The sequence below is a fragment of the Paenibacillus sp. PastF-3 genome (genome assembly GCF_029893135.1).
GTDB classification, from domain to species: domain Bacteria; phylum Bacillota; class Bacilli; order Paenibacillales; family Paenibacillaceae; genus Paenibacillus_AQ; species Paenibacillus_AQ nitricinens.
The window spans coordinates 156,855-168,942 of the sequence record NZ_JARXWM010000013.1; the positions used below are offsets into that span (position 1 = coordinate 156,855).

At 37.8% G+C, this 12,088-nt stretch carries 15 protein-coding genes; all 15 read left to right on the plus strand.

The window, feature by feature from the left end; all coding sequences use genetic code 11:
• The first annotated feature begins 1 nt into the window (after window position 1).
• On the plus strand, window positions 2-928 hold the full coding sequence (locus tag M2444_RS23350; protein ID WP_094878831.1) for a type II secretion system F family protein: 927 nt from the start codon (window positions 2-4) through the stop codon (window positions 926-928).
• A 41-nt stretch (window positions 929-969) separates the two neighbouring features.
• The gene (locus M2444_RS23355; protein WP_094878830.1) at window positions 970-1,833 is read left to right on the plus strand and encodes a hypothetical protein; all 864 of its coding nucleotides are present in this window, start codon (window positions 970-972) and stop codon (window positions 1,831-1,833) included.
• A gap of 133 nt (window positions 1,834-1,966) precedes the next feature.
• On the plus strand, window positions 1,967-2,893 hold the full coding sequence (locus M2444_RS23360; protein WP_179283797.1) for an alpha/beta fold hydrolase: 927 nt from the start codon (window positions 1,967-1,969) through the stop codon (window positions 2,891-2,893).
• Window positions 2,894-3,092: 199 nt separating this feature from the next.
• Window positions 3,093-3,485, plus strand: a complete 393-nt coding sequence (locus M2444_RS23365; RefSeq protein WP_094878828.1) for a hypothetical protein — start codon at window positions 3,093-3,095, stop codon at window positions 3,483-3,485.
• Between the two features lie 245 nt (window positions 3,486-3,730).
• The gene (locus tag M2444_RS23370; protein WP_094878827.1) at window positions 3,731-4,048 is read left to right on the plus strand and encodes a response regulator transcription factor; all 318 of its coding nucleotides are present in this window, start codon (window positions 3,731-3,733) and stop codon (window positions 4,046-4,048) included.
• Between the two features lie 32 nt (window positions 4,049-4,080).
• Window positions 4,081-4,989: an AAA family ATPase gene (locus M2444_RS23375; protein WP_094878826.1), complete on the plus strand. Its 909-nt coding sequence runs from the start codon at window positions 4,081-4,083 to the stop codon at window positions 4,987-4,989.
• Complete coding sequence (locus M2444_RS23380; RefSeq protein WP_094878825.1) at window positions 4,982-5,293, plus strand: hypothetical protein; 312 nt, start codon at window positions 4,982-4,984, stop codon at window positions 5,291-5,293. Before M2444_RS23375 ends, M2444_RS23380 begins: the two co-directional genes overlap by 8 nt.
• 114 nt (window positions 5,294-5,407) lie before the next feature.
• Window positions 5,408-6,514, plus strand: coding sequence for a ParM/StbA family protein (locus M2444_RS23385; RefSeq protein WP_280788201.1), 1,107 nt, complete (start codon window positions 5,408-5,410; stop codon window positions 6,512-6,514).
• Between the two features lie 156 nt (window positions 6,515-6,670).
• Window positions 6,671-7,063, plus strand: coding sequence for a hypothetical protein (locus tag M2444_RS23390; RefSeq protein ID WP_280788202.1), 393 nt, complete (start codon window positions 6,671-6,673; stop codon window positions 7,061-7,063).
• 33 nt (window positions 7,064-7,096) lie between these two features.
• A complete protein-coding gene (locus M2444_RS23395; RefSeq protein ID WP_094878822.1) occupies window positions 7,097-7,588 on the plus strand; it encodes a hypothetical protein in 492 nt (163 codons plus the stop codon).
• Between the two features lie 441 nt (window positions 7,589-8,029).
• On the plus strand, window positions 8,030-9,064 hold the full coding sequence (locus M2444_RS23400) for a replication-relaxation family protein (RefSeq protein ID WP_256990706.1): 1,035 nt from the start codon (window positions 8,030-8,032) through the stop codon (window positions 9,062-9,064).
• Window positions 9,065-9,606: 542 nt separating this feature from the next.
• Window positions 9,607-9,996 carry a hypothetical protein gene (locus M2444_RS23405; protein ID WP_094878502.1) on the plus strand — a complete coding sequence of 130 codons (390 nt, stop codon included), beginning with the start codon at window positions 9,607-9,609 and terminating at the stop codon, window positions 9,994-9,996.
• Between the two features lie 223 nt (window positions 9,997-10,219).
• Window positions 10,220-10,624, plus strand: coding sequence for a hypothetical protein (locus M2444_RS23410; protein ID WP_094878503.1), 405 nt, complete (start codon window positions 10,220-10,222; stop codon window positions 10,622-10,624).
• A 522-nt stretch (window positions 10,625-11,146) separates the two neighbouring features.
• Entirely contained in the window at window positions 11,147-11,482 is a 336-nt protein-coding gene (locus tag M2444_RS23415; RefSeq protein ID WP_280788203.1) for a hypothetical protein, read from the plus strand.
• Between the two features lie 41 nt (window positions 11,483-11,523).
• Window positions 11,524-12,039 carry a putative metallopeptidase gene (locus M2444_RS23420; protein ID WP_280788204.1) on the plus strand — a complete coding sequence of 172 codons (516 nt, stop codon included), beginning with the start codon at window positions 11,524-11,526 and terminating at the stop codon, window positions 12,037-12,039.
• Window positions 12,040-12,088 lie beyond the last annotated feature (49 nt).

Genomic DNA, 12,088 nt, shown 5'->3' on the forward strand with positions numbered 1-12,088 from the left:
CATGTATAGAGAAGATCTATTTTATTATGTGGCCATAGGTATTCTATTTATTATTCTCTTTATTGTAATTCAGAAGAGCATGCCTGCTAGAAAGTATCGTTCATGGGCCATGCTTAAAACAGAACAGGAAGAATCTCACATTGAAGTTCAAGTGGAGAAAGATAAGAAGTCAAGATTCGGATTTCTACGCTTCATTTCCGTAGCAGATTTTGAGAGAGAGGCAGAAGAAATTGGATGGAAAGTAGGTAGCAAAGCACCGTTAATATTATATGGAAGCATGCTGATAGGATTTCTTGTAGGAGTATTAATGAAGGCACCTTTGGTCATGTTTTGTGGAGCGATTGGAGGTCCATGGTTATCTTGGTTTTACTTGAACACACGAAAGCAACAATTTGAAGATCAGTCAGAAGAACAAGTTGAAATTTTAATCGAAGCAGTAAGTTCAAGTTATGCAATTACTCGCAACTTAACAACGGCAATGGATAGGGCAACGGAAAGTCTTCAGGATCCACTTAGGAGTCAGTGGGAAATGTTAATGGTTGAATATAAAACAGGGCGCTCTTTAGAAATCTTGTTAGACGAGTTGTATGAAAAAATTCCTGTAAGTGAATTCAAGGTATTTGCTGCTGTGCTTCTTGTGGTTGAGAAGGCCGGAGGGGATGCTAGCGATACAATGAAGAAGGTGGCTGAGGTCATTATGAGTAAGCGTGTCCTAAAGGAAGAAGATCGCGTTGAATGTACCCAGCAGCGCCAATCACATCGAATGAATGTAGGGATTGCTATCCTCATTGTTTTGTTTTTTAGATTCGTACAAGCAGAGCAATACAACGATTTAATGAAGCTTCCAGCAGGACAAGTTCTGATTGCTGCAATGTTTCTGTACATCTTATGGTCCTTCCATAAAGTTAACAAAATGACCAAGATGTAATAATGGTTGATTAGTAAATAATAATTCGGGAGGAATAGAGGATGCTTCAATACGTGATTGCTTTGCTCTTTCTATTAGTTCTTTATTGGGCTTTTGCTTCGATTTTTGTATCTGAGAAGAAATATCGTTCACAAGCATATGTAACTAACGGTAAGCAGGCTACCTGGAAACAAGTAGCTGAAATGATGGAGGGCGCTGCGAAAAGGAAAGTCAAACTGTCTCATAACCAGAAAGACGTACTTGAAAAAATGTTATATAGGGTCGGTTGGAAAGAAGCACCTGAAGATATTGCAGCACAACAGCTGATGTTAGGTGGTATTGCAATGGTTGGCTTGTCCCTATTTGGTATTTTTAGCGGTTCAACCGTGCTTTTGTTTTTCGCGGTAGTTGCAGGCTTTGTATTTTATCGATATCCCGTAAATCGGCTTAAGAAAGCGGTAGCCTACAAAGAGAAACAAGCGAGTATTTATCTACCAGATTTCATCGAATTGCTTATATTATTATTTTCTGCAGGGTTAACACCTTATGAAGCCATTAAACGTGCTACTGAACAATCCCCAGACGTGCTACGGCTTGATTGTGAAAGACTGTCTAATGATTTAGATATTATGACTGAACAACAAGCATTAAACCGATTTGCTGAGAATGTAGGCATTGGTGCGGCGAAACGATTTGTTTTCGCCATGAAACAGGCGATGGATATGTCTAAAAAAGAAGCAAATCAGATTTTTAACAGACAGTCGGTATTAATGCGAGAAATGCGTATACAGAATCAAAGAAAGATTATCAAAGAGAGACCTGCTCGTTTACAGCTTATTAGTTCAGGTGTTTATGCTTTTGTACTTCTTCTTCCAATCGCGATAATTGGCGTAGCCTTCGTCAAGAGTATGGGAGCTATGATATAAGCTAAAATCAGAAATGGTAAAATGAGTTTTTTTTACGACAACTCTTCCGAGGCAACCCTTAAAGTGTTTCATTACAAAGTATTTTTACTAAAAAAAGATGACAAACTTAATCAAACTATTTGGAGGTTTTATCATGTTTAAGAAGAAGAATTTTATAGCTCCGTTAGCGGTAATTTTGGCACCAACTTCACTTAGCACTAGTAGCGCCTCTGCAGAAGAAAACAACACGGGTTCCAATAATTTAGAACGTAAAGCGGTAATCAAGTCAGTCCAAATTGGTGAGCAAAATATTTCTTATAAGGTTCGTGATTCCGTTAGCAAAGCTAAGCATCCAGATCGCACATTTTTATTGATTCATGGGGCATCTGCTAACCTATTGTCCACTGATTCATTGGCTGAAGAATTAGGAAAAAAATTCGAGAAAGCACAAATTGTGCAAATTGATCTACCTGCCCATGGACTTTCTAAAGGTCCAGTATTAAGCAGTGTGAACGATATGGCTGATGTTGTAGCTGAATTTGTGGAACAAGGCAGAGAATTCGGAGATTTCGCGAATGAAGTAGTGATAGTCGGTATTTCTATGGGAGGCTCTGCAGCCCAAAAGCTAGCTGTTAGAAATATTGAAGGCTTGGAAAAGGTTGTACTGATTAGTACTTCACCAGAATGGAAGCACTTCGGATTCCTAAGTGGTTATACAGGGGAAGAATTTAATAAAATGTACCCTGGCATGATTGAAGATGATTATGCCGTAAACACTACACCGGAACAACAAGCCGAATTCCATATGTGGTTTCCAAACTTGATTCCTGCAAAAGAAACATCACTCGGGGATATTCAAGCACTAATCGGATTTAATATTGTTAATGATCTGAACAAGATCACACAGAAGACGCTTATCATTCACGGTGATGGAGACCAATCCGCACCGTATGCGAATGCACAATTGATGGCTTCTACCATTAAAAAAGCGAAGTTGGTTACGATCCCTGGCGAAACGCACACATGGAGCATGAAACAACCGGCAAAAGCTGCGGAACTGATTTATGATTTTATTAAATAATGGTAGAACCGTGGGTCTATACCAGACTGTGAGCAAGTGGCTATGCTCTGGTATTGTTCCTAAGGGGATGATTTAATAATATGAACAACACTTCCAATTGCCAAAAATAAATCACAACCAATTTTAAAAGCGGCCTAATTTTGGCCGTTTTTTTTTCTATTAATGTAATATGTAATTTTATGATGAAAGGAAGATTAAATTGCAGACTCCAGAAAAACTATTGTGGATTATGGTATTTTCATTTTTTACTCTCTTTGTGCCGGATATGATAACTTACGCTAACTGGCAATGGAAAGCACATGAATTAACAGATTTTGCAGTAGAAACAATGTCTGAAAGTGGAGGAATGACAGCACAGGCAGAAGAGGATATATCAAAGAAAATGGCAGCAATGGGGATTGATCCAGCGGACTGGAGCATTTCATACAGTAATGGTATTGTAAAAGCACCTGGTACCGTTTCTTTTTCTCTTTCTAGTAATTATCGAGTAAAAGCATTCGGTGTATTTGGAAAATCAATGCAAGAGTCAATGTCAGAGTCTACGCGATTATCTTTAGGAGCTTCATCGATAAAGTCTTCTGAGATCCATTAATATAAAAGATTATATATCTGTATTGACCTGTGTACAGTAATGTTGTACAATTAATTTATCGAAACTTCAGTGGTTTCGGGGGAAGTGAATTTACCACGAATAACCTTGGCAGAAGAGTGAATTTAACTCTTCTGTTTTCTTTTTATTTCCTACTATTATTCGTTGATTTAACAATTCATTAGAAATACAAATCTGGCCTCGTACAGAGGCTTTTTTTTTTTGAAAAGAAAAGGGAGGCGAGTGGAATGACAAGTAATGAAGTGATCAGAAAAGCTTTAGAAGAACCAATGTTTCGTTGTGAGTTAAAAGAAAGGCAAAGGGAAGTTCTCTGGTTGACTCTTGAAGGAAAAGCGCGGAGAGAAATAGCTGCTATTATGTTTATGACGGAAGTAAATGTACAAAAGCATCTTCAACATATATATATGAAGTTAGGGATTGAAGGAAAAACTCAGTTAGCACGTTGGGTAATTGATACACTTGGATCCACTTTGTTTGTTACACCTACGATTACCACAGATCAGTTCGTCCAAATTGCTGAACGTGCACTGGCCAATCGTCGATAGATTCATTATAGAAAGATGGTGAGAATTGATTCATGAACATTTCAAATGTCATACAACAAATAAATTACATCGATGCATATTTAAATGAGAAATATTATGAACGTAGTGAAATAATTTTTTGCTCTCTTGTTTCCCTAATTGCTGCCGAGCATATGCTCCTTATTGGTCCTCCAGGCGCAGCTAAGTCATCCGTGCTAGATGACATTTGCGACTTTATCCGAGAAGTAAAACTTTTTAAGTGGACAATGAATAAAGAAACTAAAATCGATGAAATTCTTGGTCCGTATGAACCCTACAGGATGGAGTATGGAGAGTATATACGCCTTACACAAAACAAGCTCCCTGAAGCTGACCTAGCTTTCTTGGATGAAACGTTGCGAGCCACTGGTGACACCCTCAACAGCCTTCTAGAGATAATGAATGAGAGGACATTTATACAAAATAACATTTCTACCAAGGTCCCATTAATTTCATTGTTTGGTGCTACGAATTCATACCCGAAAGACGAGGATATTCAGGCTTTATATGACCGTTTTCTTGTGCGGATACGAATCGACTATATCAAAGAATCTGATAATTTAAGAGGGTTATTAACCCAAAAGCCTAAATCTTCGGATGAAGTTTTAGGATCCATAACTTTGGAGGACATTAAGCAATTAAGATTAGAGATGAAAAAAGTCCAGGTACCTGAGTTGATAATTGATATGATCATCAAAATGAGAGATCAGCTTTTTAAAAAGGAGATTTTTCCTTCAGATCGTAGACTACGTAATTCACTCAATTTATTGAGGGCTGCAGCAGTTGTCCGAGGAAGAAATATAGTTGAGGTATCTGATTTATATCTCTTGAAGCATGTCTTCTGGTTATATGAAAAAGATCAAGATGATGTAAATGAGATTGTGACTCACGTGATTGAAAAGGAGGAATCTCAAAATGAGTAATGCATTTTCGGAGTTTAATCTTGAAACTCTTTTGGCCACATGGAATGATGATTTTCATCTCAAAAGACATGACGGGGAAATCCGCGGTATTGAATTCTCTAAGAAATATATCGTACATACAAAAGCAGCGGATACCAATAAATTTATTATGAATGTAACTCGTTTGTACAAATTTATGACTTTTAAAAAAGAAGGGAACATCATAACGCTCAGCGTTAGTGTAAAGCCGGAAACAATGATGGATTTCCTTGGGTTTTATGAAAACCTGAAGAGTGAGGAAAAGCTCATTCAGACAGAAACATGATGCATAGAAAATATCATAATCCACCTTAAAACGAACAGGATTAACGGCACCTGTTCGTTTTTTTTGTTTTTGGTTAGAAGCACCGAACTAAGATTAATGGAAGGGGATAGTGAGATGACTAATTTCAAAATGCTGAAATATTTTAAGATTGGGCTCGATATTGGTTATGGATGGGTGAAAGGAGTTAATGAACGAGGAGAGCGCGTACTTATTAGAAGTTTGGTAGCACCACCGTATTCTCGAGACCTTAACGATGCCTTTGGGGTAGAAAATCAAGATACAGACATCCATGTCGTTGTCACAATGCCAGATGGTTCAAAAAAGGAAATTTTTGTAGGGGAACTTGCTTTATCGTCAACGAAAGCAGCTTATGCCTTTGATAAGAACAAAATTGATCACCCAACGACAACACAATTAATTGCAACGGCTACAAGCATGTTAACAGTCGGGGTAGATCAACCCTTGCATCTTATAACTGGTTTACCGCTTGATTTTTATAAGACTCAAAAAGTGCAATTTGAAAATTACTTACGTGAATTCAAAGGCAAGGTGCAGCATAAAGCCGGTAAATTTGAGGGGACGGAATATACAATTGGTTTTGAAAAGGCAACAGTGTACCTCCAGGGGGGCGCGAGCATTTACTCCTGTTTGATGAATATCCATGGGGTACCAACGCGCAAAGACCTTCTTCAACAGGGACTGAAACTGGCTGTAATCAATATGGGCTTCTATACGCTCGATGTTATAGTTTTCGAGGCAGGAGAAAAATTTAAACCACTTGGTGACATGTCGTTCAGCTCTGATGAAGGAGTGGGAATGGTGGAGATTCGAAAGATAGTTGAACAAGCATTTTATGAGCAATCCGGAGCAAGATTAAATTTACCCCAAGTTGAACCGATCTTAAAATCGGGCGGAATTAATTATAAAGGTAAATACTTTGATCTTAAAAACGACATTAAAAGAGCAAAAGATATTGTCGCCCAGATCAACCTGGATACGATTAAAACGAAGTGGGGAAGTCAAAAAGATTTCATCCATACTGCGTTTATATGCGGTGGTGGACCTGGAGATCTTGAAGAACGAATATTAGGATTCCACCATAATCAAGAAATTGTCGAGGACCACCAATTTGCAGATGCATTGGGCTACCTCATCTATGGCCGCTTACAGGAATATAAAGAAAACAGAGAAAGAGAGAAACAATTGTATATATCCAATTAAGGTGTAACACAAAAGTAACACAATAAGTTAGAATAACAATTTTCAATTGACTTTAATAACATTTGTGACACATTTCAATTGGCTTTAATAACATTTGTGACACATCATTTTGTGTAAAAGATAACGTTGTAACACAAATTCAAAGGAGGGGGAAGTGTGCCGGAGGGGAAAAACAAACATGTAACATTTCGCTGTGACGATGACCAATTGACCCATTTAAAGGGGATGAAGATGGGTACGAGAAGTGCCTACATACGTGAAGCAATCGATTTTTTCGAAAAAAAAGAAGACATTAATCATGTAGTCTCACGTCTAGATTCTTTGGAATTGAGGATAGAGTTGAAACTAAATGAAATTCTACAGAAAATTGAACGACGCGCAGCTACTCAATCCGGTTTTAATCTGATCAATGATAAGAGTACTGAAACAACAAAGATTACATTAAAAAGTCCATTGACTCCGCCAGAAGACGAGGTATCGGAGCAAGCAACCGAGTCTCAAAATAAGACACTAATTAATGACGAAGTGATGTACTTTTTAGGGGAATAAGATCTCTTTTTAGAGTTGAGAAGGGTGATTATTATGCGTTTGGAACTTGGTATAAAACCTCCTGAAGAGGGGGATTTGCGGATCTATTGGACTGAAGATAGGCAGGCATGGATATTCCATTTCTCCTTACCTGGTTTGCTGCCTATTTACGATCAGGCAAATAGGCAATTAAGAGAAGTTAGAAAAGAAATAAGGGATTACAAAGCTGAACTTGGGATGAAAATATTCGCTCTATTGCAGGAAAGAGGGCTGGAAAAAAACCACCCTTTTGAGGAATCTTTTATTTATATAGTTCATTGTTTTCCCAATTTGATCGAAAGCGATCTTGATAACAGAGGGAGAAAATATGTTATGGATGCATTTAGATCTTCTGGACTCTTACTAAAAGATTCCTGGACTCACCTCTCGTTTGCAGAAAAGGGCCTTTATGACAAAGGAAATGCACATACTGAAGTATTTTTGGCACCTGAAAGATATGCATCTGAAGTTTTCTTATCAATTCAAAAAGACAGTAGAATCACTTAGGAAAAAAGAAAGAACAGGAGAAAGAACAGGGGTAAAAACAATGGTTTTATAAACCAAAGCTATTTTTACCTCTCCGTTTTTACCTGTCATAAGTGTTTTATTATGAATAAATTCCTTTTGTATCAATCAAAATGTGTTTTGTATTCCTCCATAAAATATACAAATACATTCTTTCCACCAAAAATAGCATGAACCCATGCCATATAAGGGATTTTTGAATCTCGCCATATACATACTTGGAAACACAAATGGAGGGCGGTATGTATAGGCAGCCCTCCATCGAAGGTTGCAGGTATGACCAGCAGTACTTAACCGAGAACAGAAGCTCCAAGAGCATAAAATAGAATACCCGCTTCAAGTGAAGTCAAATGGAAGGGGAGAGGATAAGTGGTAGATAGACCTAACATAACTTTGACGGAAAGAGATTTAGAACTGTTCTATGTGCTCTATAAATTTCGAGCGCTAAATGTGCCTCAAATACACGAACTATTCTTCCGAGAAAATGAAAGGAGGAATTATGTATATAAACGATTATATGTCTTAAAACATTCCGGTTTTCTCGAGGATAAAGCTATTGTAAAGGAAGATGGAAGGAAGTCTTCCTCCGTGTACTTTATCAAAATAAAGGCACTTGAGGCTCTGAAGGAATATGGCATTATTGACGAATATAATAGAAACCAGGAAAGACTTCGACTCGAAGGACGAAGGATGGCGCAGGTGCTTTTAGTTAATGACATTCTTGTTCAGCTTACCCCCTTCGGATATCAAATGAAGGATAGCAGAGAAACGAAAGCGACATTTGCTCTTGATCGAAATTCACATATTAACGGCTGCCTTATAACACCAGATGGTAAGAAAACGATCGCTATATATGCAATAGAGCAATATGCCACTGAAAAAATGATGAACAGCTTAATCACAGAAGTTAAAAAGATGCTTCAGATCGATCATGTCCTAATTATGTTGAATAAACCAGATGAACAGTATGAGGATTTTGAAAGAATAATCAGAAAAGAAATGCATCATTTTCGTAGTAATGTGATGTTGCTCCCTTTTCAGACCGGAATGTATCTTCTGAAAAAATTGGGGACAGAAAAAAGCCAAGAAAAGATGTTTGAAAAGATCGGACCTGTACGGTTTAACCAGAAGGGGGTTTTTCCGTATACCGTTCTTCATAATGGGGAACCCAAATATATCGTTGAGTACGCGATGACAGGAACGGGAGTTTTAAGGAAGCTAAAACGCTATAGCCCAGCAGATTATCGGCAAGATGGGAAAAAAGTAATCGTACTAACATGGGAGGGAATGGTGGATGCGCTTGCGCAAGAATTCGAGCACTTTGAGTATGTGGAATTTGTTGGTGTGAATTTTGATCAAGTGCCCGATCTTCCCTTAGATAATACTTTAAAAGGGTTTTTAAAAACATCGTTAATAAAATCAAATCTATCGGAAGAAGGTAGTAAACTTTATATATAGATTAAATTGATGGCTAACACTTCAGATAAAACTTCTCCCGCTCCTGTTGCACGATATGATGGTGGGGTGTTGTAGCCAGCACGTATCAGAAGAAATACAGGAGTTTCAGATATGACCATTAGCGGCAGCCGGATAAACCGGATGCCGCTCCCGCTCCTGTCGCGCTATATGGTGGGGTGTTGTAGCCAGCACGTATCAGAAGAAACAGGAGTTTCAGATATGACCATTAGCGGCAGCCGGATAAACCGGATGCCGCTCCCGCTCCTGTCGCGCTATATGGTGGGGTGTTGCATTCAGCACGTATCAGAAGAAATACAGGAGTTTCAGATATGACCATTAGCGGCAGCCGGATAAACCGGATGCCGCTCCCGCTCCTGTCGCGCTATATGGTGGGGTGGTATAGCCAGCACGTTACAAAAGTGATGCCGAAATTTTGCTGCCGGCTCGATCAGTAACAAAAGACAAATCCTGTTCAATAATGAAAATAAAATATTATTAAAAGGAATTTTAAAAGGGTATTTAAAAAATGGAGGGATCAGACTATGAGATTTAACTTATTGTCTATAGAAGCTAATGACACTGGCACAGAAGAAGCATTTAAGAAATTAGTAAATGAGGTTCTGCAGCAGCCGAACCTGTACCTACTCATGAGCACAGTTGATAGATCACGTGCTTATGCCGGCAAGATTAATGGTAAGGTTTGGTTGTTTTTGTACACTAGTCCAGAACAAGTGAACAACAGCTTTGAAGGTGTTTTACAAGAAAAAGCTGAAGCATATTATGTTCAACTAGATACAAAAGAATCGATTCCCTGGTTATTAGAGCATTCTGATTATGGCATTGATGGAATTCGCATAAATGAAGGTCCGCATGGGTTTTGGATTTTATTAGAAGATTTGAAGCCTATAGTTAATGAGTTGAATGACTTTTGAATATGATATCAAGTAATAATTTAGGAAGAAAGTACCAAAAAAGCTTGTTCGCTAGATAAAAAAGACATATTATTTAATATTAGATACAAGTGTATCCATATTGGGATTATTAGTCTTTAAACAACTAAATAAAGATAATACTGGTGTTTATGAAGGTAGTTACATTTTTAATTTTGAATGAGATGGGCCGAAAGGAAACTAACGAAAGGAGGAATTCATGCTCATGTGCAATATTCCCACTGCGACTTCTTATAAGTCACAGCAGCGTAGAAAGGATACTCGATCAAATTTAATCAAGTGGATAGATACCTTACCTAGTTTGTATGATTTACATGAAACCTACACCTATGAAATCAAGGGCATTGATTATTATTTAGTTACCAGAATGCCTCCGGAAGTGATGCAGATCGCCTGTGCTTATGTTCAGCTTCGTTTATACCAAGATTCTGATTATAAAGGTGCAACGCCGTATCTCATTTTCTGTGGTCAACTTATTAATGAACTATCAGTAACTATGGAAAAGAATCCAATGACAGAAAGAATATTCAGTATTGATATGGAAAAAAATATGGAGTTATGGCACGAAAAGAAAGAAGAGATTTTAAATATAAAACATTTCAAGAAATAATAATTTTTACGCTCATACAGTTATCCTTACATAACGAACATTAAGTAAAAAAGAATCAAACTTGCAAAATACCTAGCCTCTTTGCTATAATCATCTCATATTCATGACGGCGGCGCCGGATTAATGATTCAGCAATTGTTGAAGGTTAATCTCACCCAAAGAACTTGGGCGGCTATTGGATGATCCACATAGTCATGATTGTAAATTGCTTTCTGGATCTTTGTAGGTTAGCCGTGAATCATCAGAGTAACCGGCTATCTGAGTAAACGAGAATTCCTATTGAAGATGACAAAGGAACTCGATACATCTGGCAATTTATGGCCATCCCAAAAAATGATTTTCAAAATAGCCCAAATATGGGCAATATCAAAAAGCAGCCTTTCTTTTGAAGGGCTGCTTTTTCGTTTGTTCAGTGAGTGAGAGTGAAGAGCTGCTTAATATATCGCGGCGGCATATCTAGTTAGTATTTTTTCGATCGATCGGATGGTATTTCATTATTACTTTTATGGGGGCGATTTTTTTATGAAGAAGAATTTATCTTTTATAGTCGGCGAGCGTGTACATAATGCAGCACAAGTATTAAGTTCAATTTACAATTTTGATTTACAGATCTTTCGTGATGAAACATTAGGCAAAGAATTTACAGAGTTTGATGAGTCTTATCTGACGTTTGTTGTAGGAATGATTGATCTAGCACTTGAAACAAAAATGAACGAACAGGATAAAAACAATTTTATACTCTCACATGCTTCAGAGTTCTTTCGAAGTGAAGGGAAGACTCCGATGTCATGGCTTAGGGAATGTAAAGATTTGATCAGTAGAGAATTGACTCCGTTATCCTCATCCTTTGTTGGTTAGACAGATAAGCCAATAAAAAGTAAAAGAGGAGGTACACCATAATGTCAGGATCCTATGAGCAGGCAGATGAAGTGATTATGATCATACAAAGGATTTTAAAGTCAGAAAATGAATTCAAAGATTTAAAAAACTGTAATATTATTGCCCGCTTCCGTACTGGAAATTGGAATTCAAAGGGGAGACAAGTATTAGGGCGAGCCAAGGTCCTTACTGCACTAGAACGTTATGAAACCAAGGCTGAAGCTGTTATCATCATAAACAAGAACGCCTGGCAATTTTTAGATGATCGGATGAAGGAAGCTTTAGTCACTCATGAATTATGTCACTACCTCGTCCCAACGGACAAACATGGTAGTCCGAAATTAAATAAAAATGATAAACGGCCAGTTCTTCAGATCTGTGGACATGATATCGAAGAGTTCCAATTGGTTGTGAAGAAGTATGGTCTATGGATGACGGATACCAGAGAGTTTTTCGATGCAGCTCGTCAAGGTGAACAATTATCAATGGAGACTTCGAAAGAGAACAATGTTGTGTATTTACATATGGTGAATTAGAGAGAATTTCTTTCTCGGAATAAGCAAGAATCTTTAAAGAAGATGGAAG

Coding starts and splice junctions, on each gene's coding strand:
- M2444_RS23380 (WP_094878825.1), top strand. CDS start 4,982: ATGAGTAATGCATTTTCGGAGTTTAATCTTGAAACTCTTTTGGCCACA.
- M2444_RS23415 (WP_280788203.1), top strand. CDS start 11,147: ATGAAGAAGAATTTATCTTTTATAGTCGGCGAGCGTGTACATAATGCA.
- M2444_RS23360 (WP_179283797.1), top strand. CDS start 1,967: ATGTTTAAGAAGAAGAATTTTATAGCTCCGTTAGCGGTAATTTTGGCA.
- M2444_RS23420 (WP_280788204.1), top strand. CDS start 11,524: ATGTCAGGATCCTATGAGCAGGCAGATGAAGTGATTATGATCATACAA.
- M2444_RS23405 (WP_094878502.1), top strand. CDS start 9,607: ATGAGATTTAACTTATTGTCTATAGAAGCTAATGACACTGGCACAGAA.
- M2444_RS23375 (WP_094878826.1), top strand. CDS start 4,081: ATGAACATTTCAAATGTCATACAACAAATAAATTACATCGATGCATAT.
- M2444_RS23410 (WP_094878503.1), top strand. CDS start 10,220: ATGTGCAATATTCCCACTGCGACTTCTTATAAGTCACAGCAGCGTAGA.
- M2444_RS23385 (WP_280788201.1), top strand. CDS start 5,408: ATGACTAATTTCAAAATGCTGAAATATTTTAAGATTGGGCTCGATATT.
- M2444_RS23395 (WP_094878822.1), top strand. CDS start 7,097: ATGCGTTTGGAACTTGGTATAAAACCTCCTGAAGAGGGGGATTTGCGG.
- M2444_RS23370 (WP_094878827.1), top strand. CDS start 3,731: ATGACAAGTAATGAAGTGATCAGAAAAGCTTTAGAAGAACCAATGTTT.
- M2444_RS23355 (WP_094878830.1), top strand. CDS start 970: ATGCTTCAATACGTGATTGCTTTGCTCTTTCTATTAGTTCTTTATTGG.
- M2444_RS23350 (WP_094878831.1), top strand. CDS start 2: ATGTATAGAGAAGATCTATTTTATTATGTGGCCATAGGTATTCTATTT.